26 protein-coding genes are annotated in these 26,326 nt (G+C 75.1%); 11 read left to right on the forward strand and 15 right to left on the reverse strand.

The window, feature by feature from the left end; genetic code table 11:
• Nucleotides 1–6 precede the first annotated feature (6 nt).
• From OG332_RS04760 to OG332_RS04780, 5 genes are all read right to left on the reverse strand, one after another.
• Nucleotides 7–477: a hypothetical protein gene (locus OG332_RS04760; RefSeq protein WP_327412242.1), complete on the reverse strand. Its 471-nt coding sequence runs from the start codon at nucleotides 475–477 to the stop codon at nucleotides 7–9.
• A complete protein-coding gene (locus OG332_RS04765; protein ID WP_327412243.1) occupies nucleotides 474–749 on the reverse strand; it encodes a hypothetical protein in 276 nt (91 codons plus the stop codon). Before OG332_RS04765 ends, OG332_RS04760 begins: the two co-directional genes overlap by 4 nt.
• A gap of 57 nt (nucleotides 750–806) precedes the next feature.
• The gene (locus OG332_RS04770) at nucleotides 807–1,457 is read right to left on the reverse strand and encodes a GNAT family N-acetyltransferase (protein ID WP_327412244.1); all 651 of its coding nucleotides are present in this window, start codon (nucleotides 1,455–1,457) and stop codon (nucleotides 807–809) included.
• A gap of 165 nt (nucleotides 1,458–1,622) precedes the next feature.
• Nucleotides 1,623–2,180: an SRPBCC family protein gene (locus OG332_RS04775; RefSeq protein ID WP_327412245.1), complete on the reverse strand. Its 558-nt coding sequence runs from the start codon at nucleotides 2,178–2,180 to the stop codon at nucleotides 1,623–1,625.
• Between the two features lie 86 nt (nucleotides 2,181–2,266).
• Nucleotides 2,267–3,397, reverse strand: coding sequence for an NUDIX hydrolase (locus tag OG332_RS04780; RefSeq protein ID WP_327412246.1), 1,131 nt, complete (start codon nucleotides 3,395–3,397; stop codon nucleotides 2,267–2,269).
• Between the two features lie 328 nt (nucleotides 3,398–3,725).
• On the opposite strand from OG332_RS04780, the gene OG332_RS04785 reads away from it, so the two are divergent.
• Together OG332_RS04785 and OG332_RS04790 are read left to right on the forward strand one after the other, a co-directional pair.
• Nucleotides 3,726–4,955 carry a heparan-alpha-glucosaminide N-acetyltransferase domain-containing protein gene (locus OG332_RS04785; RefSeq protein ID WP_327412247.1) on the forward strand — a complete coding sequence of 410 codons (1,230 nt, stop codon included), beginning with the start codon at nucleotides 3,726–3,728 and terminating at the stop codon, nucleotides 4,953–4,955.
• 284 nt (nucleotides 4,956–5,239) lie between these two features.
• Nucleotides 5,240–6,337 carry an AraC family transcriptional regulator ligand-binding domain-containing protein gene (locus tag OG332_RS04790; protein WP_327412248.1) on the forward strand — a complete coding sequence of 366 codons (1,098 nt, stop codon included), beginning with the start codon at nucleotides 5,240–5,242 and terminating at the stop codon, nucleotides 6,335–6,337.
• A 14-nt stretch (nucleotides 6,338–6,351) separates the two neighbouring features.
• Here the strand turns inward: OG332_RS04790 and OG332_RS04795 are convergent, their stop codons facing one another.
• The 3 genes from OG332_RS04795 to OG332_RS04805 are packed head-to-tail and all read right to left on the reverse strand — an operon-like array spanning nucleotide 6,352 to nucleotide 9,916.
• The gene (locus OG332_RS04795) at nucleotides 6,352–6,705 is read right to left on the reverse strand and encodes a UBP-type zinc finger domain-containing protein (protein WP_327412249.1); all 354 of its coding nucleotides are present in this window, start codon (nucleotides 6,703–6,705) and stop codon (nucleotides 6,352–6,354) included.
• Nucleotides 6,702–8,228, reverse strand: a complete 1,527-nt coding sequence (locus OG332_RS04800) for an ATP-binding protein (RefSeq protein ID WP_442816331.1) — start codon at nucleotides 8,226–8,228, stop codon at nucleotides 6,702–6,704. Before OG332_RS04800 ends, OG332_RS04795 begins: the two co-directional genes overlap by 4 nt.
• Before the next feature lie 11 nt (nucleotides 8,229–8,239).
• The gene (locus tag OG332_RS04805; protein WP_327412251.1) at nucleotides 8,240–9,916 is read right to left on the reverse strand and encodes an FAD-dependent oxidoreductase; all 1,677 of its coding nucleotides are present in this window, start codon (nucleotides 9,914–9,916) and stop codon (nucleotides 8,240–8,242) included.
• A 193-nt stretch (nucleotides 9,917–10,109) separates the two neighbouring features.
• Between OG332_RS04805 and OG332_RS04810 the strand changes: the two genes are divergently transcribed.
• The 4 genes from OG332_RS04810 to OG332_RS04825 all read left to right on the forward strand — a co-directional run bounded on the left by OG332_RS04810 (nucleotide 10,110) and on the right by OG332_RS04825 (nucleotide 16,205).
• The gene (locus tag OG332_RS04810) at nucleotides 10,110–10,586 is read left to right on the forward strand and encodes a hypothetical protein (RefSeq protein WP_327412252.1); all 477 of its coding nucleotides are present in this window, start codon (nucleotides 10,110–10,112) and stop codon (nucleotides 10,584–10,586) included.
• 124 nt (nucleotides 10,587–10,710) lie between these two features.
• Entirely contained in the window at nucleotides 10,711–11,370 is a 660-nt protein-coding gene (locus tag OG332_RS04815; protein WP_327412253.1) for an NAD(P)-dependent oxidoreductase, read from the forward strand.
• 102 nt (nucleotides 11,371–11,472) lie between these two features.
• Nucleotides 11,473–13,281, forward strand: coding sequence for an RNA ligase family protein (locus tag OG332_RS04820; protein ID WP_327419113.1), 1,809 nt, complete (start codon nucleotides 11,473–11,475; stop codon nucleotides 13,279–13,281).
• Nucleotides 13,281–16,205, forward strand: a complete 2,925-nt coding sequence (locus tag OG332_RS04825; RefSeq protein ID WP_327412254.1) for a poly(A) polymerase — start codon at nucleotides 13,281–13,283, stop codon at nucleotides 16,203–16,205. Before OG332_RS04820 ends, OG332_RS04825 begins: the two co-directional genes overlap by 1 nt.
• Here OG332_RS04825 and OG332_RS04830 read toward each other — a convergent pair.
• The 3 genes from OG332_RS04830 to OG332_RS04840 form a co-directional block, all read right to left on the reverse strand.
• Complete coding sequence (locus OG332_RS04830; RefSeq protein ID WP_327419114.1) at nucleotides 16,172–17,089, reverse strand: NADP-dependent oxidoreductase; 918 nt, start codon at nucleotides 17,087–17,089, stop codon at nucleotides 16,172–16,174. The two genes, OG332_RS04825 and OG332_RS04830, sit on opposite strands and share 34 nt — an antisense overlap.
• A 282-nt stretch (nucleotides 17,090–17,371) precedes the next feature.
• The gene (locus tag OG332_RS04835; protein ID WP_327412255.1) at nucleotides 17,372–17,968 is read right to left on the reverse strand and encodes an HD domain-containing protein; all 597 of its coding nucleotides are present in this window, start codon (nucleotides 17,966–17,968) and stop codon (nucleotides 17,372–17,374) included.
• A 27-nt stretch (nucleotides 17,969–17,995) separates the two neighbouring features.
• Nucleotides 17,996–19,072: an RNA ligase (ATP) gene (locus OG332_RS04840; protein ID WP_327412256.1), complete on the reverse strand. Its 1,077-nt coding sequence runs from the start codon at nucleotides 19,070–19,072 to the stop codon at nucleotides 17,996–17,998.
• 206 nt (nucleotides 19,073–19,278) lie between these two features.
• On the opposite strand from OG332_RS04840, the gene OG332_RS04845 reads away from it, so the two are divergent.
• Nucleotides 19,279–20,025: an SDR family NAD(P)-dependent oxidoreductase gene (locus tag OG332_RS04845; protein WP_327412257.1), complete on the forward strand. Its 747-nt coding sequence runs from the start codon at nucleotides 19,279–19,281 to the stop codon at nucleotides 20,023–20,025.
• A gap of 43 nt (nucleotides 20,026–20,068) precedes the next feature.
• Here OG332_RS04845 and OG332_RS04850 read toward each other — a convergent pair whose 3' ends face one another.
• Together OG332_RS04850 and OG332_RS04855 are read right to left on the reverse strand one after the other, a co-directional pair.
• Nucleotides 20,069–20,809, reverse strand: coding sequence for a peptidoglycan-binding domain-containing protein (locus OG332_RS04850; protein WP_327412258.1), 741 nt, complete (start codon nucleotides 20,807–20,809; stop codon nucleotides 20,069–20,071).
• A 264-nt stretch (nucleotides 20,810–21,073) separates the two neighbouring features.
• Entirely contained in the window at nucleotides 21,074–21,529 is a 456-nt protein-coding gene (locus tag OG332_RS04855; protein ID WP_327412259.1) for a hypothetical protein, read from the reverse strand.
• A 423-nt stretch (nucleotides 21,530–21,952) separates the two neighbouring features.
• On the opposite strand from OG332_RS04855, the gene OG332_RS04860 reads away from it, so the two are divergent.
• Both OG332_RS04860 and OG332_RS04865 read left to right on the forward strand, forming a co-directional pair.
• Nucleotides 21,953–22,381, forward strand: coding sequence for a hypothetical protein (locus OG332_RS04860; RefSeq protein WP_327412260.1), 429 nt, complete (start codon nucleotides 21,953–21,955; stop codon nucleotides 22,379–22,381).
• 65 nt (nucleotides 22,382–22,446) lie between these two features.
• The gene (locus tag OG332_RS04865) at nucleotides 22,447–23,286 is read left to right on the forward strand and encodes a MerR family transcriptional regulator (protein WP_327412261.1); all 840 of its coding nucleotides are present in this window, start codon (nucleotides 22,447–22,449) and stop codon (nucleotides 23,284–23,286) included.
• Between the two features lie 12 nt (nucleotides 23,287–23,298).
• Here the strand turns inward: OG332_RS04865 and OG332_RS04870 are convergent, their stop codons facing one another.
• Nucleotides 23,299–23,595: a hypothetical protein gene (locus tag OG332_RS04870; protein ID WP_327412262.1), complete on the reverse strand. Its 297-nt coding sequence runs from the start codon at nucleotides 23,593–23,595 to the stop codon at nucleotides 23,299–23,301.
• Nucleotides 23,596–23,759: 164 nt separating this feature from the next.
• Here OG332_RS04870 and OG332_RS04875 point away from each other — a divergent pair, with 164 nt between their 5' ends.
• Together OG332_RS04875 and OG332_RS04880 are read left to right on the forward strand one after the other, a co-directional pair.
• Entirely contained in the window at nucleotides 23,760–24,221 is a 462-nt protein-coding gene (locus OG332_RS04875) for a hypothetical protein (RefSeq protein WP_327412263.1), read from the forward strand.
• 9 nt (nucleotides 24,222–24,230) lie between these two features.
• Nucleotides 24,231–25,583: a hypothetical protein gene (locus tag OG332_RS04880; protein WP_327412264.1), complete on the forward strand. Its 1,353-nt coding sequence runs from the start codon at nucleotides 24,231–24,233 to the stop codon at nucleotides 25,581–25,583.
• A gap of 236 nt (nucleotides 25,584–25,819) precedes the next feature.
• Here the strand turns inward: OG332_RS04880 and OG332_RS04885 are convergent, their stop codons facing one another.
• Nucleotides 25,820–26,323, reverse strand: coding sequence for a GNAT family N-acetyltransferase (locus tag OG332_RS04885; protein ID WP_442816108.1), 504 nt, complete (start codon nucleotides 26,321–26,323; stop codon nucleotides 25,820–25,822).
• Between the last annotated feature and the right edge of the window lie 3 nt (nucleotides 26,324–26,326).

Consider the following 26,326-nt stretch of genomic DNA (forward strand, 5'->3'; position numbering starts at 1 on the left):
GCCGTTTCAGAGGGCGGTCCGCCTACGGAGGCGGACCGCGGCGGCGGTGCGGACGCGGCCGGTGCGGCCGCTGGCGGCCAGCAGGCGCAGGGCCTCGTACGAGGTCAGGGACTGGGCGGCGGTGCGCTGGCACCAGTCGGAGGCCGCGGTGAGCTCCGCGGCGGACCAGGACTCGCCGCGGGTGATGGCCTTGAGCAGGACCCACTCCCGCAGCCGGCGCTCGGGGAAGGCCCGTCCGGCGAGCGCGGCGGCCATCGCCCGGGCCCAGGCGGGGAAGCCCTCGTCGGCGAGCAGCCGCGCCGCCCGGCGGTCGAGGTGGGTGACCACCGCGCTCTCCGCCATCACCGGATCGGGGTCGCGCAGCACGGCGGCCACGGCCTCGGCCTCGGCGCTCCCGCCCGGCGCGACGGCCAGGGTCTCCAGGTGGCGGCCGTACCGCCAGTGCTCCGGGGGCGTGGCGGCATCGGAACGGCTCATCGGGCGACGCCTTCGCGTACGTGCCCGGCCCAGGCGCCGTCCGGCAGCGGCTCCCAGCCGACCTCCACGGCCAGCCCGTGGTGATCCCGCGCGATGGCGGTCACGGTCGCGGTGGCGAGGGCCTTCGCCTGGTCGGCATCGACGACGGCCGGGTCCGCCCGGCCGCAGGCGACACCGACGATCGACTGCGCCCAGCCGTCCCTCACCGGCATGACCAGGACCCGCTCCGGCATGCCTATGGCAGGCCGCTGCTGCTTCTTCCCTCTCCCCATGGCACCCATTCCACACGACCGCCGTGAACGGCCGGTCGTCAGGGTGCCGTCAGGGCGTCATCGGCCCGCGGGGGCCAGCAGCAGGGACTCCGCGCCGACCGGGCGGTATCCGGCGGCCTGGAAGGCGCGGATGCTGCGCGCGTTGCCGGTGGCCTGCTGGGACCAGACGGGCTGCCCGTCGGGCACGAGGTGGCGGGCGGCGCGGGCCAGTTCCCGGCCCAGTCCCCGGTGCCGGACGTCCTCGTCCACTTCGATCGCCGTCTCCCAGCGGCCCGCGACGCCCCGGCCGAGGACGAGGACTCCCCCGTCGGCCGACCAGACCCGTACGTCGTCCCGGCGCTTCAGGGCCCGCCGCACGCGGGGGTGGTCGGGGTCGGCCATCTCCCGGAGCTCGAGCGGGGGTTCGCCGCGCAGCGGGCCCGCGACGGTGAGGAGGTCTATCGTGTCGGTGCTGCGTCCGGTGCGGTCCAGCAGGGCGGCCAGGAAACGGGCGTTCATGGTGGCCGCGAGTGCGTCGCAGTCGAGGGCGTCGAGGGTGGACCGCACCCAGTCCGGGTCCTCGTCGGTGAACACCACGGAGTGCGCGGTGAAGGCGATGACGCCCGCGTCGCGCCGGTTCTCCTGCGGGACCACGGTGGTGCCGCCGTCGGGGGGCGGGAACCGTCCCTCGGCCGCCGCGTCCAGGATCTCCGTGAGTGTGTGTCCCATGCCCGTCAGCCCTGCCGCTCGGGTGCCATGTCCGCGCTCCTGATCCGTGGTTGCTCCACATGATCTCAGGTGCGGGGTACGGGCCGGTCCGGCCGGGTACGGCGGAGAGCCGGGCGGCGCCGGACCGCGCAGGACGGCCGGGGGCCGGCTCTCCGCGTCGCGGGTTCAGTCCTCGCGCGTCCCGTGGTTCCGGCGGGTCTCGTGCGTCTCGTGGCCGCCGGCCCCCTGCCCGCCCTCGTGCTCCGGCTCGGGCAGCGGAGCCCCGGTCTCCAGCAGGGTCTTGAGGCTCGACGCGAGCATCGGCCAGGCCCGCCCGCACATGCCGATCAGGGTGCCGCCGGGCTCGAACCCCTCGTGCAGGACGGTCAGCCGTGCGAGGGTGTCGCCGACCGGCTCGATCTCGTACGTCACCTTCGTGCGCCGCTCCTTGGCCAGTTCGGCCCGCAGCTCTTCGCCGATCCCGACCGAGGCCGCCCACTGCGGGCTGAAGGTGTGCCAGGTGTAGGAGAGCACGCGGTCCGGAATGCAGTCGAGGACCACCTGCTCGGGGTCGCTGGTGCGGGCCCCGCGCTCGACCCAGTCCATCGACGAGCCCACCGCCCAGTCGGTCTCGAAGCTCAGGCCCCAGTACCGGCGGGTGAAGGCGGGGTCGGTGAGGGCCTGCCACACCCGGGCGGGATCGGCCTGGATGTACAGCGTGTAGGTGATCGCACTGTCGCTCATGGCCCCATGCTGCGGGACCGGGGACCGCGGACGCCGGATTTCCCGATCATGGCGGCGGCCGCGGCCGGGGCGGCCGCCCGCCCGCGTCACCAGCGCACGCCGTCCTCCGGGAGCTCCGTGGGCGGCGTGCGGGTGGGGACGGGGAGGGACAGACGGGCGCGGGCCTCGTGGACCGCCGCGAGTTCGTGTGCACCGGCCGGGCCCCAGTCGCTCAGTTCGCGGACCTGCTCGGGAGTGGCCAGCAGGCGGGCGTACGCCGGGTCCGGGGCCGGCGGGAGGCCGGTGAGGCGGGCCGCGGTGCGGGCGTGGGAGCCCTGAGCGGCGTGCCGGTAGCCGAGCGGGACGGCCCCCGTGGCCGGTCCGGCCGTCGGAGGCGGCAGATGGGCCGTACCGGTGGCCCTGGCGATCAGGAGCAGGACCCGGCCGTCGGGGCCGAACAGCCAGCCGCAGTGGTCCCGTACGGGCAGCTGCGCCGGCACCGGACCCGGGTGCCAGGTGCCGTGCAGCGGGGTCCGCCGGGTGCGGAGCACGCCGAGCCGGTCGAGGGCGGTCGGCGCGGTGGGGCGGCCGTCCTCCAGCAGGGCGGTGCCGGGGCCGTTGATGCGGGCGCGCAGGGCGGACAGGGCACGGCGGGCGTCACCCGCGTCCATCAGGGCGGGCAGGTCGGCGGGCTCGGCGAAGTGGATGCCGGTGATCTCCTGGGCCGGGAGGCGGACGGCGTCGATCCGCTCGGCGCTCCAGGTGCCGCCGTCGTAGACGTGCAGGATCTCGCCGGGGAAGCGCATCTCGGGCGGGAAGCCGGGGGTGTCGGCCGGGATCCAGTCCACGGCCAGGCCGCGCGGGTAGCGGCCGTCGACGCCGAGCTCCTCGCGCAGCTCGCGGGCGGCGGCCGCGGAGGGTGCCTCGCCCGCGTCCACGGCTCCGCCGGGGAGCAGCCGGTCGGCACGGTAGTCGACGCTCTGGACGAGGACCCGGCCGTCGGTGTCGGTGACGAGGACGACGGCCGCGGTCCACACGGCGGCGCGGGAGGCCCCGTACTCCTCGGGGGTCATCCAGGTCCCCGTCCGCTCGTGGTCGTCGGTCCCGGCCGGGCCGGTCCCGGCCGGGCCGTCGATCGCGGCCCCGTCGGTCTCCGCCGCGTCGGTCTCCGCACGGTCGATCGCGGCCCCGTCGGTCTCCGCACGGTCGATCGCGCCCTGGTCGGTCAGCTGCGGCATCGGACTCCGTTCACCGTGGGTGGACCTGCCGCCTGTGCAACAGCGGGCGCGGCCCCCGGGTTACGGCGACCCGCGCGCCTCGGCCCCCCGACTCCCGGCCCCCGCCCTTACCGCCCCCCTAGCTGCTTATTACCTGGTTATGTCGCCCTTGGTACCTTCCGCAGGCGGACTGGCGGCATGAAAACCGCCGGTCCGACCACGTCACCGCACTGGCCGGACCCAGGAGAGATCCCCACATGCGACGCGCTACCCCCACGGGCACCCGGCCGGCGACCGGAAGGCGGCGGAGGGCGGCGGGCCCCGGCGGTGCGGCCGCCGGCGCGACAGCGTGACGGGCGGCCGCAGCGGCGGGAGCGGCCGGCTGGCCGGGGTGGACGCCGTGCGCGGTCTCGCCGTCCTCGGCATGTTCGCCGTGCACGTCGGCCCCGGCCCGCGGCCCGAGGGCGCCGGTTACGTACTCGTCGCGGCCGACGGACGCGCCCCGGCCCTCTTCACGCTCCTCGCCGGTTTCTCCCTGGTCCTCGCCCAGCGCGGTCAGGACCCGGCGCGGCGGCCCGACGGCTGGGCTCGGCGCTGGCGTCCGCTGCTGATCCGGTGCGCCGTCCTGGCCGTACTCGGCCTGTTCCTGGCCTCGTTGTGGCCGGGGATCCTGGTCATCCTGGCCTTCTTCGCCGTGTACTTCCTGGCGGCCGAGCCCTTCACCCGGCTGTCCACGCCGGTGCTCGCCGCAGTGGCGGGCGTCTCGGTGGTGGCGGGTCCGCTGCTGTCGTTCCTGCTGGGCCCGGTGTTCGGGTACGGGTCGTCCGGGCGTGGCCTGGTCCCGGAGGCCGCCGACCTGGCGAGCTGGTCCGGGCTGGGCACGGTGGTGTGCGAGCTGCTGCTCACCGGGGCGTATCCGCTGGCCACTTACTTCCCGTACGTCCTGGCCGGGATGGCCCTGGCCCGGCTGTGCGACGTGCGGGAGCGGGCCGTGGCCCGGAGGATGGCGGGGTGGGGCACGGCGGCCGCGGTCGCCGGATACGGCTCCGCCTGGCTCGCCGCCCACGTGTTCGGGGGCCGGCAGCGGCTGCTGGAGGCGATAACCGTCCACCACCCGCAGGCCCTGGCCGCCGCCGACCCCGTAGGGCAGGTGCTGAGCGGGCAGTTCGGCGCCGTGCCCAGCACCTCCTGGGACTGGCTGCTGGTGGCCGACCCGTACAGCCAGACCCCGCTGGAGACCCTCGGCAACGCAGGGGTGGGGTGCGCCCTGATCGGCCTGTGCGCGCTGGCCGCCCGGCACGCGTTGGGCGGGCGACTGCTGCGGCCGCTCACGGTGCTCGGGGCGATGGCGCTGAGTGCGTACGTGGTCCACGCGCTGGTGCTGGCCGGTCCGGCGCACGGCGCCGCCTCCTGGTCCTCCTGGCTCGCCTTCAGCGGCACGGCGCTGGCCCTGACGTGGGCCTGGCAGCGGTTCTGGGCCGGCAGCCCACTGCGCCGCGGCCCGCTGGAACACGCGCTGCGCCTGGCCACGGGGGCGGGGAGCCGCACGCTGCCCGGCGGCGCGGAGCGCGGGAGGTGACCCGGGCATCGGGCTCCCGAGCCCCCCACCCCCGTGGGGGGACTCCGGCCGGGACCTCCCGTACTCCGTACCGCAGATGACTCCGTTTCACGGGGTCACGTGCCGTCCGCACCGTGCGGGAACGATCACTACGCTAGGGAAGGGAGGGCACGTGGCCCATGGCAGCAGACGCCAGTTAGGGGACCGAACGCGCCAAGGGGGGACCTTGCACGCCGCGTTGGGGACCGCGGCCCCCACGCTCCTGCGATGACCTGCTATTTCACCCTGGTCTATGCTCGGCCGCTGTGGTCTCGAATGCGCACCAGGGGACGACCTCCTCCGCCCTCACCCGCCTGAACGTCAACGCCGCACGGCTGCTCGGGATACCTGCGGCCGGATACGCGCACCTGCCTGGTCTGGCACCCGAGCACCTCAACGACGACCTGTGCCGGCCGCCCACCCTCACGAGCATCCGCATCGCGGAACTGGCCACCGTCCACGCGCCCTGGACCGAGGTGGCCCGGGTGATGACCCAGCAGTCGGACATCGGCAGCCTCGGGGTCTGGGACTACCTGTTCACGTCCGCGCCCACACCGCTCGAGGGGATGCGGGACGCCTCGGCCTACCTCGCCACCGTCGCCGACACCGGCACGGAGACCGCCCGGATATCCGAGGACGGCGACCAGGTCACCATCAGTCACCTCAACGAGGCCGACCTGGCCCACGAGGCGGCCTGCGCCGTCCGCGCCTGCGCGCTCGGCCTTTTCCATCGCCGTCTCGGCGAAGCCGCACAGCGGACCCTCGTGCCCGTCCGCGTCGCCCTGGCCGCCGAGGCACCCGCCCGGCACGACGCCCTGATCGAGCTCTACGGCACCCGCACCATCGAGTTCGAAGCCCCGGTCAGCTCGATCACCTTCCGCACCACCGACCTGAACGCCCCCTCCCCGCACGCCCAGCCCGGCCTGTCGAGCGTGCTGCGAAGACACGCCGAGCAGACCCTCGCCACCGCCGTCCCGCTGCGCAACTGGCTGGACCTCTTCCGCGCCGCCCTGACCTCCCTCCACGACGGAGGCTCCCTGACCCTGCCCGCGGCGGCGGGGCGCATGGCCATCAGCACGCGAACCCTGCAGCGCCGCCTCGACGAACACGGCACCACATGGAGCAACGAGGTCGAGACCGTACGCCGGGAACACATCACGCGGCTGCTCCACGGCACGGACCTGAGCATCGACGCGATAGCCGCTCGAAGCGACTACGCCGACGCCCGCGCCCTGCGCCGGGCCGTCCAACGCTGGTACAGCACCACACCCGCCGCCCTGCGCCGCACCGGCCGTCCGCACGGCGGCGCGCGGACCGGCCAGGGGGGCGGGCCCGCTGAGCCGGGTACCGGCACTCGCGGGTGACGGGTCGGGCCCCTTCAGCGGTGCAGCAGCCGCATCCAGTCCTCCGGGACCCGGCCGGCCGGACCCGGCACCGGCTGGTCCGCGGGGTGGCCGCCCGGCGGCGTCAGCTCGGGTCCGGACTCGTACATCTCGTCGCGGCCGTAGTCCCAGAACCACTCTTCGCCCGGTTCGAAGCTCTGCACCAGGGGATGTCCGGTGGACTTCCAGTGGGCGGTGGCGTGCTGGGCGGGGGATGAGTCGCAGCAGCCGATGTGGCCGCACTGGGCGCAGCGCCGCAGGTGGAACCACCAGCCGCCCAGGGCGTCGCAGTCGGCGCAGCCGGTGCCGGCGGGCGGGACGCTCGGGTCGATCCCCTTGATGTCGGTCATGCGGGCTCCTCGGCGGTCTCGGTGCCGGTGTGGGTGACGGTCCTCGTCTCGGTGCCGGTCTCCGTCTCGGTTCCGGGCTCGGCCTCGGTTCCGGGCTCGGCCTCGGTTTCCGGTGCGGTCAGCGGCAACAGCACCTGGAAGCGGGTGTCGCCGGGTGCGGACTCGACCTGGAGGCTGCCGTGGTGCTTGTTGACCACGATCCGCCAGGAGATGTCCAGGCCGAGGCCGGTGCCCTCGCCGACCGGCTTGGTGGTGAAGAAGGGGTCGAAGATGCGGCTGCGGATGTCCGCCGGGATGCCGGGCCCGGTGTCGCGGAACTCCACCAGCAGCCGGTCCCCCTCCCGCGCCGTGCGGACCGACAGCGTGCCCTCGCTGCCGGTGCTCCCGATGGCGAAGACCGCGTTGTCGATGAGGTTGGTCCACACCTGGTTGAGCTCCGCCGGGTAGGCGGGCACGTCCGGCAGGGAGCGGTCGTAGTCCTTGACCACCCGGACCCGGGGACCGATCTTGCCGGACAGCATCAGCAGAGTGCTGTCGAGGAGTTCGTGGACGTCGACGACCCGGTGCGGGGCGCGGTCGAGCTGCGAGTACTGTTTGGCGGCGTCCACGAGGTGGGAGATGCGGGTGGTGGAGTCGTCGATCTCGTCCATCAGCAGCTCGGTCTCGACCGTGTAGTTGAGCCAGCCGACGGCCCCCGGGAGGATGTCCTCGGCCACGGCCGCCGCGACCTGCTCCAGCCAGTCCGTGTCCAGCCCGGCCTGCACGAAGGTCGGTGCGATCCGCCAGCCCTCCGCGATGCCGTGGGCGTCGAGCCAGTCGGCGAGCTCGTCCTCCCGGTCGGAGGCCTCCAGGGGGCTCAGCACCGGTGCTTTCGCGACGCGCTCGGCAGTGCGCTCCTGGATCTCGATGAGGTCGGCGAGTGTCTCGCGGGAGTAAGGGCCGTGGGCGATGACGGCCAGCTTGTGCCGCATCTTGCCCACGCGCTCGCGCAGCGCTGCGGTGGCCCGGACGGCCGCCGCGGCCGGGTTGTTGAGCTCGTGGGTGAGCCCGGCCGACAAGGATCCGAGGGCCAGCAGCCGTTCGCGCTGGCCGATGGCCCGCTGGGTGTTCTTCGCGCCGAAGAAGAGCCCTTCCAGCAGGTGCGCGGCCATCGGGAACCATTCCTGCATGAAGTCCGCGAACGACTGGGCGGGAAGGACGAAGAACCGCGTCGGCTCGGTCACCCGCATCGAGTTGTTGTACGTCTGCGGCACCCGGTCGCCCAGGTATGCCTGCATGGCTCCGGCGTACACCCCGCGCTGCGAGGTCCGGCTCACCTCGACGTCGTCGCCGCCGACCCGGCGGGACAGTACGACGGTGCCCTCGATCATCACGTAGAAGCAGGTCGCCGGCTCGCCCTCGGCATAGACGGGACCGGTGTCGAACCGCTCGACCCGCCCCTCGGCGCACAACCGGCCGAGCTGCTCCGGGGAGAGCTTCTCGAACAGGAACAGCGAGGCGATCTCCCGCGGACTGCAGGGCATCGCCCGCCCGCTCACGACTGCTCCAGGTACCGGTGGACGAGCATCACGGCCATGGCTCCCTCTCCGACGGCGGACGCGACGCGCTTCGCGGACCGGGCCCGCGCGTCGCCCGCCACGAACACGCCGGGAATGTTGGTCTCCAGGTGGTAGGGCGGCCGGTCCAGCGGCCACTCGGCAGGCGGCCTGCCGTCCGGCGTGAGGTCCGGCCCGGCCAGGATGAAGCCGCGTTCGTCGCGCAGCACCGTGCCGTCCAGCCAGTCGGTCAGCGGGGCGGCGCCGATGAAGACGAACATCCACTGCGCGTCCACGAGTTCCGTCGCGCCGCTGTCCACGTCCCGCAGCACCAGCTGTTCCAGGTGCCCCTCGCCCTGCGCCGCCTCGACGACGGTCCGGGTGCGCACCGAGATGTTCGGCGCCTCCTGGATCTGCTGGATCAGGTAGTACGACATGGACGCGGCCAGGGACGCGCCGCGCACCAGCAGCGTCACCGACTTCGCACCGCGCGCCAGGTACATCGCGGCCTGCCCGGCGGAGTTGGCGCCGCCCACGATGTAGACGTCGTGCCCCTGGCAGGAGGCCGCCTCGGTGAGGGAGGAGCCGTAGTACACCCCGCGGCCCGTCAGGTCTTCGCAGCCCGGTGCCTGGAGCTGCCGGTACGACACGCCGGTCGCCAGGATGACGCTGTGCGCGGCGACGGACGAGCCGTCGGAGAAGCGGACGACGCGCGCCGGGCCGTTGAGCTCCAGCCCGGTGACCTCGCGTGCGGTGAGGATCTCGGCTCCGAACCGGCCGGCCTGGCGGCGGGCGCGTTCCGTGAGCTGGGCGCCCGAGACGCCGTCGGGGAAGCCGAGGTAGTTCTCGATGCGGGAGCTCTGCCCGGCCTGCCCGCCGGTCGCCGACCGCTCGACCAGTACGGTCCGCAGTCCCTCGGAGGCTCCGTAGACGGCTGCGCCGAGCCCGGCCGGGCCGCCGCCGATCACGACGAGGTCGTAGAACTCGGCGGTCGGCGTCGTCGCGAGCCCCACGTGGGCGGCCAGGTCGGGCGCCTCCGGCTCGATCAGCACGGTGCAGTCCGGCGTGATCACCAGGGGGAGCCGCTGTGCGTCGGCCCCGGCCGCCTCCAGCAGCCGCAGTCCCTCGGGCTCGTCGCAGGAGTACCAGCGGTACGGCACCTGGTTGCGGGCCAGGAACTCGCGCACCTGCGAGGAGCGGGCCGACCAGCGGTGTCCGACCACCTTGGTGGCGGGTACCGGCCGGTAGTCGCCGGCGCGCCAGGCGGCGAGCAGGTCGTCCACGACCGGGTAGAGCTTCTCCTCCGGCGGGTCCCAGGGCTTGAGCAGGTAGTGGTCGAGGTCGACGACGTTGATCGCGTCGATCGCCGCGTTGGTGTCGGCGTACGCGGTCAGCAGCACGCGCCGGGCGCCCGGGTACACGTTCAGGGCCTGTTCGAGGAACTCGATGCCGTTCATCTGCGGCATGCGGTAGTCGGCCAGGATCACGGCCACCAGGTCACCGCGCAGCTTCAGCTCGTGCAGTGCCTCCAGCGCGGATTCGCCGGACTCGGCGCGCACGATCCGGTACCCGGCGCCGTAGCGGCGCCGCAGGTCACGGGCGACGGCACGGGAGACTCCCGGATCGTCGTCCACGGTCAGGATGACGGTCCGCGCTGGGTCGGCGACCTCTGTCATACGTCTCCCACGACGGCCTGGACCGGCGGCGCGGCGAGCGCCCGCCCCGGCTCCCGCCCATCGTATGTTCGATCGTCCGGGTTCGCTCCGGGACGCCGCGGCGCGTGCCCTCCCGGTGCACGCCGAGTCGCCGGGGTCACTCGACCGTGTGATGGGTTCGGCTGGCTCGGCGCCGGTGCGGCAGGGTGGGCGGATGCAGCTGCGCCGGGCCCTGCCCCTGACCCTTGCCGCGCTCGTCACGGCCACCGGATGCGTGACGGTGCGTCCCGCCGGCCTGCCGGACGTGCCGCGGCCGGTGCCCGCGGCGGTCCGTGCGGAACCCCGGCAACCGACGCCTCTCGCCCTGCCGTTGGGGCCCCTGCCGGCGGTGTCCGAGCCCGCCCCGGTGGCGCCGGAGCCCGAGCGGGCGCCCGCGCCGGTCCCGGTGCCGGTACCTGCCTCGGCACCGCAGCAGCCGCACCGGATCGGGCCCGCACGCCCTGCGAAACCGCCGAAGCCGGCGAGGTCCGCCAAGCCCGCCGTCCCGGCCAAGCCGCGCAAGCGCCCGCCCGCAGCCGCGAAGTCCCGGCCCGCGGCGCAGCGCACGTACGACATGGCCCCCCTGTGCGAGGCGGCCCGGGGAAGGGTCCCGCCGTCCATCGTGGGCCTGTGCCGCCAGGGGGTCCCTTGACGATCAGGCCGGATCATCCGACTGGCCCCGGCCCGGCTGCCGGGCGGCGGCGGGCCGGTTCGCTTGGATGGGCCGGACGGGCCCGACCGGGGCTCCGTACAGCCCTCCACCCCAGGGAGTCGCCATGGCGAAGATCGCCCTCTTCGGCGCCACCGGCACCATCGGAACCCAGGTGCTGCGCGAAGCACTCCGGCGCGGCCACGAGTTCACGGCGGTCGTACGCGATCCCGCGAAACTCGCGGACCCGGGCGGCGGGGCCACGGCGGTGGTGCGCGGCGACGTGCTGGACCCGGCGTCCGTGGCCGGGGCGGTGGCCGGGCACGACGTGGTGATCAGCGCCTTCGGTCCCGGCCCCGGCGATCCCTCCACCCTCTTGACCGCCGCGAAGTCGCTGATCGGCGGGGTGCGTTCGCTCGGCCCGGATGCGCCCCGGCCGCGGGTGGTCGTCGTCGGCGGGGCGGGCTCGCTGCGCACCCCCGGCGGCCCGCTGGTCTGGGACCAGGCGGGCATCCCGGCGCCCGTGCTGGCCCTCATGCACGCCCACGGGGACGCCCTGGACTTCCTGCGGACGGTGCCCGTGGAGGAGGTCCGCTGGACCTGCCTGAGCCCGGCCGCGCAGATCGCTCCGGGCGAGCGCACGGGCACGTACCGGCTGGGGATCGACGACCTGGTCGTCGACGACGAGGGCCTCAGCCGGATCTCCACGGAGGACTACGCCGTCGCCCTGCTCGACGAGATCGAGCTCGACGCGCACGCGGGCCGGCGGTTCACCCTCGGCTACTGAGCACCCCGAAGGCCAGGGCTCCCCCGCGGGGTTAATGGGTGGATGCGTCTGCTCCGGATACCTACAGTGACGAGGCACCACGTCGTCGAGCAGGAGCGGATCATGCGCACCCACTATCCCCGTACGCCGCACCTGCCCTGGTCCCCCGGGGCCTCGGCGGACAACGTCCGGACCGTCGGGCTGGAGGGGCTGGCGGGGCGCGAGGTGGTGGTGACGGAGAAGCTCGACGGGGAGAACACCACCCTGTACGCGGACGGCCTGCACGCCCGCTCCCTCGATTCGGCACACCATCCCTCGCGGGCTTGGGTCAAGGGGCTCCAGGGCAGGATCGGCCCGGGGATTCCGGCCGGCCGGCGGGTGTGCGGGGAGAACCTGTACGCGCGGCACTCGATCCCGTACGAGGATCTGGACGGCTGGTTCTACGGGTTCTCGGTGTGGGACGGGGAGCACTGCCTGGACTGGGACCGGACCGTACGGTTCCTGCGCGGCCTCGGGGTGCCCACGCCGCGCGTGCTGTGGCGGGGCACCTTCGACGAACGTGCACTGCGCAAGCTGAAGCTCGACACCGCGCGGGAGGAGGGGTACGTCGTGCGGACGGCGGCCGGTTTCGCGCGCGAGGACTTCGGGCGGTGCGTGGCCAAGTGGGTGCGGGGCGGGCACGTGCAGACCGGTACGCACTGGATGTTCGCCGAGGTCGTGCCCAACGGGCTCGGGCCGGCGGCCCCGTTGTGGGCGGTGCGCTCGGGAGCCGAACCGGACGTGGCGGGGCTGACCGCTGCCGTCGGGGCGGGCACGGCCCGTGCCGCCGGTGTGGATGAGCCCGCCCCTGACGTGGCCGATGACGTGGCCGAAGTCGCCGCGCGGATCGACGGGGCGGGGCGGACCGGCGAGGACCGGCTGGCCGCAGTGCTGGCCGCCCTGCTGCGGTGCGAGCCGCGCGGCCGGATCGCGGCGCGGCTCGCGGCGGGCCCGGCCGGGATGGGACTCGCCCGCCGGGTCGGCGACCTGGTGGGGCTGTACCCGTACCTGCAGCGGCCGTTCCCCGACGCGGACCGGCGGGCCGGGCTGGTCCGGATGGCCATGGCGGCCGATCTCGGGGTGCTGCACGCGCTCGCCGGGGCGCTGGCCGAGGGGCCGGAGGCGCGGGAGTCCGTGGAGTGGTCCGCGCTGTGGGCCGACGAGGCGGGGCTGCTCGGCGGCCGGGATCCGCTGGGTGCCTTGCGGGCCGCGCTGCGGGAGCCCTTCGCCGGGCTGGACGCGGACGCGGCCGACCGTTGCTGGGCGGAGGCCCGGCGGGCGTTCGGGCAGGGGCGGATCGCGGCGGCGCGCCTCGGCTGGGGTCCGGGGGTCAGCTGCGTCGTGGTCGAGGAGGCGGTGGCGGCGACCTGGCAGTGGCGCGACGGAACGTTTCCTCGGCTGGTGCAGCTGAGCGGACCCTCGGGCAGCGGGAAGAGCACCTTCGCCCGCGGCCTGCCCGGCGTGGACGCGTACATCAGTCTCGACGACCTGCGCACCGCCCGGGGTTCCCGTGCGGACCAGCGGGCCAACGCGGACGTGCTGGGCAAGGGCCTGGACCGCCTCGACGCCGCCCTGGCCCGGGGCGGGACGGTGGTGTGGGACGCCACCTCGCTCACCGACCAGCAGCGCGGCCTGGCCGGCTCGGTCGCGCGGCGCCGCGACGCGCTGGTCACCCACGCCGTGGTGCTGGTCGACGAGCCGGAGCTGCGGCGCCGCAACGCCGTGCGCCCGCATCCGGTGCCGGAGCAGGTGCTGACCTCCCAGCTGCACCGCTTCAGTCCCCCGTACGCCGGTCGGGCGCACCGTACGTGGTACATCGGTGCGGGCGGGGACGTGGAGGACGCGGCGGGCGGCCTGACCGACGGCCCGGACACGATCTGCGGGGAGATCTGATGCGTACCAGTGAGCAGCTCTACCACCAGGTCCGCTGGGATCCGCGGTTCGATCCGGCGCGGTTCGTGCTCGGCCTGCTCCAGCGCGGGGCCGCGCCGAAGCGGGTTCCGCTGCCCTCCTTCGTGCCCGGCGGCGACATCCCCTGGCACCGGGTGCTGTTCGTCGAGGCGGACGGCGAACTGGTCTGGGACCGGGCCACGGGTGTGGACCGGATCGATGCCACCGCGGCGGGGCGGGTCCGCGATCCGCGCCTGCTGCGGGCCCCGTTCTTCACCGCGCGGACCCCGTACGCGTGGGACCCGGCGGGCGGTGGCGCCTGGCGGCCCGCGCAGGCCCCGCCCCGCGGTGCGGCCGCGGGTTCCGCGCCGGTGCGGCTGCTGACCTGGAACACGCTCTGGGACCGGTACGACGCCCCGCGCATCGCCACCGCCCGGCGCAGGCCGTTGCTGCTGGCCGATCTGGCGGCCGCCGACGCCGATGTCATCGCGTTGCAGGAGGTCGAGCCCGAACTCCTCTCGATGCTGCTGGCGGCGCCGTGGGTGCGGGCCGGGTACGCCCTCGGCACGGATCCCGGCGGCCGGGACGTCACCGAGTGCGGACTGCTGGTGCTGAGCCGGCTGCCGGTGCGGGAGGCGGGAATGCACCTGCTCGGCCCGCACAAGGCGGTCACCGCCGTGACGGTGGACACCGCGGCCGGCCCTCTGGTCGCCGCCGCCACCCACCTGACCAGCGACCACACCGAGAACGGGCATCTTTGGCGGGACGCCGAACTGGCCCGGCTCGCGGAGGGCCTGGCCGGCATCGAAGCCGCCGTGGCACTGCTGGGCGACTTCAACGACGGCCGCCACGGGGCCGAGGGGCCCGCGGCCGCACTCGGCATGCGGGACGCCTGGAGCGAGGTGCACGGGGCGGCGGACGGTACGCCGACCTTCGACCCGGTGGCCAATCCGCTGGCCGCGGTGGGCTCGATGTCCGGGCGCGCGGCGCGGCTGGACCGGATCCTGCTGGGGGCCACGGGGGCGCGGGTGACACGTGCGGCGCTGCGCGGCGACGTGCCCGCCGAGGAGGGGCTGTTCATCTCCGACCACTTCGGTGTGGAGGCGACGTTGGAGTTCGGGGCGCCCGGCGGCGGGCCGGCGCGGCTCGACGTACCGGCGACCGCTCGGACGGCGGTGGCGTGGCTGCCGCCGCGGCTGCCGGAGGCGGTGCGGGAGGTGCGCCGCAAGCACGACCCGCAGGCCGCCCGCTGGCCCGCGCACGTGAACCTGCTCTTCGGCTTCGTGCCGGAGTCCTCCTTCGACGAGGCCCTGCCGCTGCTGGCCGAAGTGGCCGCCGGGACGGGGCCCTTCGAGGCACGGCTGGAGGGCGTGCACAGCTTCGGGCACCGCGAGGACGCCACCGTCTGGCTGGACCCGGCGGCGGCCGGCGACGCGCCGTGGCAGGAGCTTCGGCGCGCCCTGACGGAGCGGTTCCCGGGCTGCCGGGGGCGCGCCGAGGGGTACACCCCGCACCTGACGCTGGGGCGCAGCCAGGACCCCCAGCGGGCGCTCGCGGAGTTCACGGCCCGGCTCGGCGGAGGGGTCTGCTCGCGGGTCGGGGAGCTGGCGGTGCTCTCGCGGCGAGGGGACGGACCGATGCGGGTCCGGGCGACGGTGGCTCTGGGGACGGGCGAGGTGCGCTGGGAGCCGGAGCCGGAGCCCGGGCACGAGCGCGTCCGCGAGCCCGGCCCGGTGGCGCCGCACGGCCACGCCGGGTCGGTCCTCGCCCGCGTCCGGGCCGCCTTGGGCGGGGCGCAGGTGCACCTGGCCGGATCCCGCCGGATGGGCTGCGCGCTGCCGGGTGCCGACCTGGATCTGGTGGCGGCGCTGCCCGGGGCGGCCGGTGTCACCGGAGTACGGGACCGGCTGGCTGCTGCCCTGCCGGAGGCCGGGCCGCTGCGCGAGGTGACCGGGGCGCGGGTGCCGGGTCTGCGGTTCCGCGTCGGGGCGCTGTCCGTGGACCTGGTGGCGGTGGCCACCGGCGGCCTGGACCCCGCGCACGCGGTGGCACGGCGGGCGGAGCTGGGTGAGGCGGCCGCGGTCGCGCTGAGCGCGGTGAGCGACGCGGATGGCGTACGGGAACGGGTGGGCGCGGAGCATGCCGCCTTCGCCCGGCTGGCGCGGGAGGTGAAGGCGTGGGCGCGGGCCCGCGGGTTGGACGCGGCCCCGTTCGGCGGGCTGCCGGGGCTCGCCTGGGCGGTCCTGGCGGCGCGTACGGTCCAGGAGGCCGGGGCGCTGGCCCCGGACGCCCTGCTGCGGGAGTTCTTCGGCCGGTGGGCCGCCTGGGACTGGCGGGAGCCGGTCGGGCTGTCGCCGTCGGCCGCGGCCACGGCGGGCGGGCCGGATCCGGTCACGGTGCTGACGCCCTCGGAGCCGGTGCGCAGTTGCACCGCCCAGGTGGGACCGGGCCTGCGGGACCTGCTGGTCCAGGAGTTGTACCGGGCCTGGGAACTGCTGGAGGCCGGGCCGGACGGCGCCGGCCGGGCCGTGGTGACCCCGCCGCCGCTGCACCGCCGGCACGCGGCCTGGGCGGTGGTGACCGTACGCACGTCCGACGGGGAGTTCGAGGAGGTCCTGGGCCGGGTGCGGGGGCGGTTGCGGGCGCTGCTCGGCGCCCTGGAGGAGGCCGGTGTCACGGATGCGCACGCCTGGCCGCGCCCCTTCGAGTCCGGCGCGGGCCTCGCCCGCTACGCGATCGGCCTCGGCTCCGCCCCGCCGGACGCGGCGGCGTTGGCCGCGCTGGGCGGCCCGTGGCGGGCCGGCCTGCCGGGGGTCGAGGTCACCCGGGCGGCCTGCGGCGAGGTGCCGGACCTGACCTGGCCCGGCCCGGCCTCGTGCCTGCGGGGGCGCCGTCAGACCTCGATGACGATCTTCCCCGCCGTGTGACCGCCCTGGCTCAGCTCGAAGGCCGCTGCCAGCTCGGCCAGCGGGAAGGTCTTGGCGACCGGCACCTTCAGCTGTCCGCTGTCGGCGAGCCGGCCCAGTTCGGCAAGGTCGCTGCCGACCGGGCGGACCCAGATCCACTCGCCGCCCGATCCGAGCACGCTGGGGTCGGCGATGGAGGCGTGCCGGCCGTCGTCGTGCAGCACTTCCCGGGTGACACCGCCGACGCCGCCCACGAAGTCCGCGACGACGGTGGGCCCGTCGGGCACGAGGGCGCGGACACGGTCGGCGAGGCCGTCTCCGTACTCGACGGGTTCGCCGCCGAGTTCGCGCACCCGGTCGTGGTTGCGCGGGGAGGCGGTGCCGATGACGCGGGCACCGAGCGCGCGGGCGATCTGCACGCCGAGGGAGCCGACACCGCCCGCGGCGCCGTGGATGAGGACCGTGTCGTCCTTGCCGGTGCCGAGGCGGGTGAGCAGCTGGTAGGCGGTGAGCCCGGCCAGCGGGAGCCCGGCGGCCTCGGCCCAGCTCAGTGAGGAGGGCTTGTGCGCGAGGGCGCGTACGGGCACGGTGACGAACTCGGCGAAGGTGCCGCCGTGCACGTAGTCCTTGCGGGCGTAGGCGATGACCTCGTCGCCCTCGGCGTACTCGGGGACGTCGATGCCGACCCGCTCGACGGTGCCGGCCACGTCCCAGCCGGGGATCACCGGGTAGACGACGTCCATCAGGGCGTCGAGCCCGCCCGACATGATCTTCCAGTCGACGGGGTTGACCGCGGCGTACTTCACCCGGACGAGCACCTCGCCGGGGCCGCACTTGGGCACCGGCAGCCGGATCTCGGAGAGCACCTCCGTCCCGCCGTACGTCTCGTACGCCATCGCCCGCATGGTTTCCTGGCTGCTCCGGCCCGACTGGGACATGTACCCGACCTCTCCGTGTGCTGGTGGACCCGCCCCCGGTCCATCCCACCATGCACGCCGCGCCCACCCCACGATGCGGGGCGAACGCGGCGCGGCGCGTCCCGGGCCGGCGGAGCGGCACGGCCGGTCGGGCATCGCCGTCAGGAGCGGCCGGTCACACCTGGGCGGTCGGGCCGGGCCGGTCCGGCGGGGCCCGTCACCCGGGGCCGGTCCGGGTCCGGTCGCTTGGAGCCGGTCCGGCGGGTCCGGTCACGCGTGCACCGGAAAGGCGGCCTGGAAGTCGAGCCGCCCGTCCGCCCCCTCGGCGATCCGCCCGAGCACCCCGTCCAGCTCCAAGTACGCCTCCCAGCGCTCGGCGCCGGTCGCCCCGGCGAGGCGGCCCACCACGAGGTCCTCCAGGTCCTGGACCCGCTTGCCCTTCCACACCTTGTCCGCGAGGCTGACCAGCAACTCCTCGGTGGTCACCCCGTCTTCGCCCCACGCGGCGTGCGTCGCGGCGAACCGGGCCTGCTGCTCGGTGAACCCGTGAGCCAGCAGCAGTTCCCGCCCCGCCGGCTCGTGCTCGGAGCCCGGCCCGCCGAGTTCGGCCGTGTGCACGGTCTTCCCGATGTCGTGGGTGGCCGCCCCGAAGAGCACCGCCTCCCGGTCGAACGCCAGGCCCGGGCAGTGCCCCGCCAGCCGGTCGGCCAGCTCGTACGCGACGTCGTGCACGAGCCGCAGGTGTGCGGCCAGCCGGGGCGGGGCGGCCAGCTCGCGCAACAGTGCGGACACGGTGGGCGGAAGGGGCCGCAGCGGCGGATCCCCCGGGGTGTCGAGCGCCCTCGACAAGGCATCGGTCCGGGACATCGGATCATCCTAGGAAGGGCTGGACGATCACTCGTACTCGGTGCCGCCCTTGCGGGTCAGGTAGGCCGGGCTGACCGCCTTGGCGATGGCCCGGCCGCCGACGACCGGACTGTAGCGCTCCGCCGACGGGCGGATCACGACGCCCTCGCGCAGGTGCACGGCCCGCCCGGACACGGTTTCGCGGCCGCTCGCGAGCTCCAGCACCGTGTCGAGGCCGTACGGGCCCTCGTACAGCCGTGGCACCAGCGGCAGTTCCCCGTCCGTCAGGACGGCGGCCGGGTCCAGCCAGCGCACCTGCCCGTCGATTTCGGCGGACACGTCGAAGACGGCGTACCCGGGTGGCGTGTCGGCGGTGCGCACGTCGGTCCCGTAGGCCAGGTCCTGGACGCCCGCGCCGTACACCTCGGCGAAGATCCCGACCCGGGTGGCGCCGAGCCGGGCGGCCAGGGCCGCCGCGACGGCCGGCACGCCGTGGCCGCGTACGGCCCGCCAGTAGAGGTTGCGCTCGTCCTCCTTGAGCGCCAGCCCCTTCGAGCCGAAGCCCTTGGAGGAGACGATGGACCGCTCCTCCTGGACCACGTACGTGAACAGGCAGGCGGTGCCGTGCAGTTTCTCCGTGAGGACGACCTGCTCGCCCGGCTCGAAGATGTGCGGGTAGCGCTGGAGGTTCTCGATGTCGACCCACGGCATCAGGTCGGCGGCCGCTTCGACGTCGCCGTTCATCGTCGTGGGGATGGGCGGGGACCATTTGGTGATGCCGAGCAGCTCCGCGAAGTCCGTGCCCTCCTTGGCCGCCTGTACGAGGTCGACGTCGGCGAGCGCGCGCGGCCGGCACACCAGGCCCTGCGAGAGTTCGCCGCGCAGCCGGACCGCCTTGACCCGGTCGGCGGAGCCGCCGGCGAGCCGCCCGGTGAGGCCGAGCTCCTCGATCAGTCCGGCGGGCAGCACGGCCTGTTCGGGTATGTAGAGCGCGAACTCGCCGGTCCGGTAGGCGCCCTTGGCGATCACGGCGCGGTACAGGCCCACTTGGGCCAGCTCCAGCGCGTCGGCGTTCGGGTGCTCGTGGACGGTCAGCTCTTCGGCGGTGACTCTCAAAGTCGACATGGAGGGCTCCTGCAGTCGTCAGGGACACGGACGACGTGCCGGTCCTGCGGCGGCGCGTCGGTGACGATCACTCTCCGGTCAGCATTTTTGCTGGTCCAGCGAATATCACGGTGTTAGCCTGCCGCACCGCGCGCTCTGTTCCGACACCCGCTGTTCCGACACCCGCTGTTCCGACATCCCTGTTCCACCGTCCGCAGGAGGCTCCCGTGGCACGACGCCGTCCGGTCACCGTCGTCACCGGCGGCAGCAGGGGCGTCGGTGCGGCGACCGCTCTGCGGCTGGCCGCCGACGGGCACGACCTGGCACTGGGATACGCCCGCGACGAGGCGGCCGCCGAGGCCGTCGCCGAGCGCGTACGGGCCACCGGGGCCCGCTGTGTGACCGTACGCGGCGACACCTCCGAGGACTGCGCCGTCGAGCGGCTCTTCGACATCGCCGGCGCCGGACTCGGCACGCCGACGGGCCTGGTCAACAACGCCGGGGTGACCGGCCCGCTGGGCCGGCTCGCCGACGCCCGGACCGAGGACCTGCGGCGGGTGGTCGAGGTGAACCTCCTCGGGTACCTGCTGTGCTGCCGCCGGGCCGCCCGGGACATGGCGGAGTCGGGCGGCGGGGCGATCGTGAACGTCTCCTCGGCGGCCGCCACCCTCGGCAGCCCCGGGGACTACGTGCACTACGCGGCGACCAAGGCGGCCACCGACGCGCTGACCGTGGGCCTCGCCAAGGAACTCGGCCCGGACGGGATCCGGGTCAACGCCGTGGCGCCCGGCATCATCGAGACCGGCATGCACGCGGCGATGGGTGATCCCGACCGCCCGGCGCGGGCGGCGGCCGGGATCCCGCTCGGGCGGCCCGGCCGGCCCGAGGAGATCGCCGGGGCCATCGCCTGGCTGCTGTCCCCGGAGGCCTCGTACACGACGGGAACCGTGCTGCGGGTCTCCGGCGGCCGCTGATCCCCCGGAGGCCGCCGGAGGCCCGGCAGGGGCCCGGCGGCGGCTAGCTCATCGCCGCCTGTGTGGCGGGGCCGTAGACGCCCTGCGGGTCTCCCTTGACGGACCGGTCGCGCTGGAGCTGGCTGACACCGCGCTTGGTCTGGCCGTCGTAGACGCCGGTGACGGAGACGTACGTGAACCCCTGCCCGTAGAGCATCTCCTGCAGGGCGCTGACCTCCGGCCCCTTGTCCCCCATCCGCAGGGTCACGTAGCCGGCCGACGGTCGCGGCGGCGACGCGCTCGACGAGGGATCCGCGTCCTCGCCCGCGGTCGTGGGAGGTTCCGTCGTCGGGGCGGCCGAGGGCGCCCCGGACCGTGCGGACGCGGTCGTCCGGGGTTCCCCGGTGACGTCGGCGTCCGGGCTGCCTGCCGGGAGCGCCGGCAGGGACAGCTCGGGCGGCGGGCCGGCCCGGGGCGGTTCCGGCTCGGGCCCGCTCAGCAGGAGCACCAGGGCGCCGACCACGCCGAGCGCGAGCAGGCTGCCCACGGCCAGCGGAAGCCGGCTGCGGCTCCCGGAGGCCGCGGCATCGCGAACGGCGTCGCGGGCATCGGCGCGCGCCGGGGCGGGGAGTGCGTCGGGGCCATCGGCCTGTGGGCCGCGCGCCGGTCCGGGGAAGGCGAGGGGTCCGGTCTGCGGCCAGGCGGACGCCGTCGACAGCGGCGGTCGGCCCGAGGAGGCGACGTACGGGCGTACGAGCAGGTGGTCGTCGGGGACGAGCCCGCTCTCATCAGGGTGCTGGGACATGGTGGTCTCCCCGGCAGGGACGGGGGCCGGCGCGGCGGTGCGGCGCCGGCCCCCACCCGGCCGGTCAGGCTCTGCGCCGCCGGGCGGCGGGAGCCAGGGGCACACCGGCGGCGGGGACGCCGCGGGTGCCGAGTGCCGGAGAACCGCCGGTCGCGGCCGGGACGAGCGATGAGCATACAAATATGGACATCTGACGTATCTCCGAAGTGCGGCTCAAGCGGTGGCTCTTGATCGGCGCACTCTGTCCATCCGGCAGGGTCCGGGTCAAGCCGGGTGTCCGGTATCCGTCTTTTCATCCCGTCTGTCGGTGCGGCGGACCGCCGTCGCCCAGACGGTGCAGGCGGCGGCGAGCATCAGGGCGGCTCCGCCGAGCGGGGCGGCGGGGGCGGCGATGCCGTCGACGGCGAGGCCTCCGAACAGCGCGCCCGCGGCTATGGCGAGGTTGAACACAGCCACCATGAGTGAGGAAGCCGCCTCGGGCGCCTCCGGGGCCGCCTTGGTCATCCAGCCCTGCACGCTCACCGAGACCCCGCCGTACGCGAGCCCCCAGGCGAGCAGCAGCGTGGTCCCGGCGACGGGTCCCGGGAGGACCGCGATGAGCGCGAGGATCACGGTGAGGCAGGCGCTGACCACGAGCAGCGTCCGGTACGCGTCGCGCGCCCCGGCCAGGAAGTTGCCCGCGACACCGGCGACGCCGTAGCCGAGCAGGAGCGTGCTCACGTATCCGGCGTCGATGCCGGATACGTCCTGCAGGATCGGCCGGACGAAGGTGTAGGCGGCGAACTGCCCCGGGCACGGGTCCGCGCCCCGGCGCGGATCCGCGCCCCCGGTCGCAGCTGCTCCCCGGTCCGGACCGGGCCGCGGGCAGGGATGCGGCCGCGGGAGGGGGTGTGGGACGGGCCGTGGGATCCGGGGGCGGCGTGGGGTTGCCGGGCGCGGCGGCTGAGGTCATGGACGGGCACTCCGTACGGGCGTTCGGCGGGCAGGACGCGGCGGCGCGGGGTTCCGGAGGTCGCGCCTCCCCCGTCACCCGCACTGCCGTTCCAATTTCCCACACGCCCCGACGGCAACCACGGGGGCGGTGTCACCCGGACGCGTGAGGCGGGGAACCGGGCGGGCCGCACCGTGCGGCAAGCTGGTCGGATGCAGTTACGCCGGGCCGTGCCCCTCTCCCTCGTCGCGCTCCTCGCGAGCGCCGGCTGTGTCTCCGTCGCACCGCAGGATGCGGCTCAGGTCCCCGTACGCGGTTCCGTACCGCCCGCCGACGCGCCCGAGCTCCCCACACCTCTGGCGCTGCCCCTGGGGAAGCTGCCCACGACCGCCGGGCACGACCCGGACGCGGCCCCGGAGCCGGAGCAGGACCCCGGCCCGGAGCCCGCGCCGTCCCCCGATCGGGCCCGTGCCAAGGCGACGCCGCCCCGGCGGGCCCGTGTGCCCGGGCCCGCGACCGCGCACCCGCATCCACGCCGGCGGCCGGCCCCGCCGCCCCGCATGGACGAGCTGTGCGCGGCCGCGGACGGGGTCGTACCGCCGTCCATGGTCGACCTGTGTCTGCGGCAGTACGGCCGCTGACCGTCTCCGCTCCGGGTGCGACGCTTGACCCTCCCCCTGTGTCAGACCTTGTAGTGGAGCACGTCATGTTCACCATCGGAGACTTCGCCAAACACGGCCGGGTGTCGGTCCGCATGCTGCGTCACTACGACGCCCTCGGACTGCTGCGCCCGGCGCGTGTCGACCCGTTCACCGGCTACCGCTTCTACGAGGCCGGGCAGCTCGCCCGCCTCAACCGTGTCATCGCGCTCAAGGAACTCGGCTTCAGCCTCGACGAGGTGGGGACGATCCTCGGCGAGCGGGTGGGCGCGGAGGAGCTGCGCGGCATGCTGCGGCTGCGGCGGGTGGAGCTGGAGGCGGCCATGGCCGCCGCAGCGGCCCGGCTGGTCCAGGTCGAGGCGAGGCTCCGGACCATCGAGAACGAGGGAACCATGCCTGCCGACGACATCGTCGTGAAGAGCCTTCCGCCCGTCCGGCTCGCCGAGCTGACCGGGACGGCCGGGAGTTACGAACCGCAGGACATCGGGCCGGTCATCGGGCCGCTCTACGACGAGCTGTGCCGCCGGATCGAGGAGGCCGGGGTCGTGCCGACCGGTCCCGGCACCGCCTACTACGAGGACGCGCCGGGCGCGGACTCCGGAACGGCGGTCCTGGTCCACGCCGGTCTGCCGGTGGCGGCCTCGGTGCGCGCCGAGGATCTCGGGGGCGCGGTGCGGATCGTCACGCTGCCCGGCGTGGAGCGGGCCGCGACCGTGGTGCACCGGGGCTCGATGGACGGCGTACTGCCGACCTCGCAGGCCCTGGCCCGGTGGATCGACGCGCACGGCCACCGCTCGGCGGGGTACGCGCGGGAACTGACCCTCTCCTGCCCGCAGGACCCGGACCAGTGGGTCACCGAACTCCAGGAGCCCCTCGCCACACCCTGACGCCCGGAGGCGTCAAGGGCGACGGCCGCAGACGTGGGCGCACCGGCGCGCGGTGTCACGCCGCACCGTACGGAACGTGCGCAGGGTGCTGTGGCCGCGCCGCTTCCACTCGCCCCGCGGCAGGGCGGCCCGCTGGCCGCCGCCCGCGATCAGGGCGTTGACCGGGGTCATCGGGTCGGCGGCCATCGCCTTGGCGAACAGGACGCCGACGACGAGCGGGACCAGCACCACGACCAGGGCCGAGCCTGCGGTGGTCACGTGCTGCATGCGCGGGCGGACGGTCGCGCTGCGCGGGGCGTCGGAAGTCATGACCCCATTCGACCAGCGGCGGCCCGGCGGGGAATCGGGGCGGATACTCAGGCCGTTGGGCGCAACATACTCAGACGTGCCCATCGGGCCCCACCGGGCCCATCGGCCGGACGGCTGCGACGGGCTCGACGGGCGGGGCACGAGAACGGGGAGGGTGTGGGGCGATGACGGTACCCGGGCAGGGCTTCGAGGCCGCGACCGGCGACGGCCCGGAGGTGCCGCCCGGCCGGCGGGAGGCGGAGCTGCGCACGGCGTACGAGGGGCTGCTGCAGATCCGTCGTCTGGTCAACGGCTCGGCGGGCGCGTCGGTTCCCGCGCCGTGGGAGGTGCGGCAGCCGCCACGCGCGGTGGCCCTCGTACTGGAGGCTGCGGGGATCACTCCGTCGGCAGTGGACGCGCAGGGCCGGCGTACGCGCACGGGCTACCGCGTCGCCGCCGCGCCGGAGCCCGGGCGGGTCGAGGTGACCTGGCTCGGGCCCCCGGGCGGCGGCGCGGCCGAGGAGGAGCAGGAGCGGCTGACGGCCTGCGCCGCCGTGCTGGAACGGCTGGGCTGGGTCTGCCTCCTCTACCGGGGCCCGCGCCGGCGCCGCTTCCTGGAGGTGGAGCCCCCCGTGGCCGCCCCTTAGGCTGCGGCCATGGACTCCGTCGAACTCGACCGCCGGACCCGGATGCACGAGGAGTGCGTGCCGCCGGATCTCGTCGACCGTCTCCTCGCCCTCGGGCACGCCGACTTGGTACGCGCACAGGCCCTGGCGGAGGACGGCGACTGGTTCTGCGCCCACGCCTGGGCGCGTCTCCTCGCGGACCGGGGCCGACTGGAGGAGGCCCTCGCGGTACTGGCCCCGTACGTCGGTACCGGCTGGTGGACGGCGGCCTCGGAGGCCGCCCGGCTGCTGGACGCCGGGGGCCGGGGCGAGGAGGCCATCGCCCTCGTCCGCCCCTTCGCCCGGGACGGCGAACGGTTCGCGCTGCGCGACCTGGCGCTCCTCCTGGCCCGGCACGGACAGGGCGACGAGGCCTACGAGCTGCTCCTCCCCCACGTCGCCGACTGGTTCCTGGCCGAGCCCCTCGTCGAGGTGGGCATCGGACTGGGCCGGGGCGAGGAGGTCGCGGCGCTGCTGGAGGCCCGCATCGCATCCGGGACATCGTGCGCGCGGTGCGGCAGCCGGGAATGCGGCGAGCGGTACCGGGAGCCGTTCCACGCGGTGAAGCTGCTGGCGTCCGTTCGCGAGCGGCAGGGCCGTACGGACGAGGCCGTCGCGCTGCTGCGCTCCTACGACTCCACGCCGGTCGACAACCGCGACCCGCTGGCCGAACTGCTGGTGCGGCACGGCCGGATCGACGAGCTGCGCGCGTACGCGGCGGACGAGGACTGGCCCCGAGCCGTCCGTCACCTGGCGGAGTTCCTGGAGGCCCGCGGCGACGTGGCGGGCGCGGTCGAGGTGTACCGGGAGCACGCGGAGCGCTACTGGTGGTACGCCCCGGCCCTGCTCGCGGAGCTGCTGGCCCGGCACGGGCGGAGCGCCGAAGCCATCGAGGTGGTGCGCGCGCTGAACAGCGCCGAGGACTGCACCGTCGACCTGCTGTGCCGGCTGTTCGCCGCCGAGGGCCGCGCCGAGGAGGGCCTCGCCCACCTGGACGCCCTCAAGGCCCGGCGGGGCAAGGAGGAGTGGGAGCTGTTCCGGCTGAGGGGACCTCTCCTGGCGGCCTGCGGGGGGCTGGACGAGGCGGTGCGGGAGTCCCTCGCGCACCCGGAGGGCCGGAGCCGGTACGCGCTGGAAGACCTGGCCCACCTGCTGGCGGGCGCAGGACGCCCGGAGGAGGCCGTCGCCCTCCTGGAGGAGGACCGGCTGGAACACCAACAGGCCCTCGGCCCGCTGCTGGTGGAGCTGGGCCGGGTCGAGGAGGCCGTCGCGCTGCTGCGAACACCGCGCCCCGCCGTCCCGTTGCCGGAGCCCGTGGGCTACAGCGACTGTCCCCCCTTCTGAGGCCCGTTTCCGCCGTGCACGGCCGCCGCCCGGGCGGGGCTGAGCGGGTCGGGGAGAAATCCGGTGGCCGGGAACGCCCCGCGCCGGGACACTCACCCGATGGGCATGCTCGACACGCAGGCGGACCGTATCGGCCGGGGCGAGACCGTGGAATTCCGGCTGCGGGCTGCGCCCGACCGGGCGGCGCCAGGACGGCGAGGTCCGCTGGGAGTCCGGCGGCGGCCGGGCCGGGCGCCTCAGCTCAGGGTGAGCAGGACGACGTCCACCTCTTCACCACGGGCCCGCGCGAAATCGCGCTCGCGGCCGGTGACGGTGAACCCGCACTTCTCCAACACGCGGATCGAGCCCGCGTTGTCGGCCACCGCCCCGGCATGCAGCGGGCGGGTGTCCTCCAGCCGGATCAGCTCGGCCAGCGCCCGGGTGGCGATCCCCCGCCCCCAGTGCTCGCGGCCGATCACGTACGTCACCTCGCGCTCCTCGGGCGGCCCGAAGACGGCGGCGTGCCCGACCACCACCCGGTCGGCCAGCACCGTACGCAGCGTCACCTCGGGGTCGTGGCGCACCTTCGCCCAGTGCGCGTCGAAGAGGCCCCGATCGTAGTGGTACTTCCTGGTGATCGCCGCCATGTACTGGAGCCCCGGGTCCGTCAACTGCACCCAGAACACACCGAGATCGCTGTCCACCGTCTTCCGCAGCTCGACCTTCACGTGCGCTCCCCCCAGCCCCGGCCGTTCGATCACGAC

This window comes from Streptomyces sp. NBC_01233, assembly GCF_035989305.1.
In the GTDB taxonomy this organism is placed as follows: domain Bacteria; phylum Actinomycetota; class Actinomycetes; order Streptomycetales; family Streptomycetaceae; genus Streptomyces.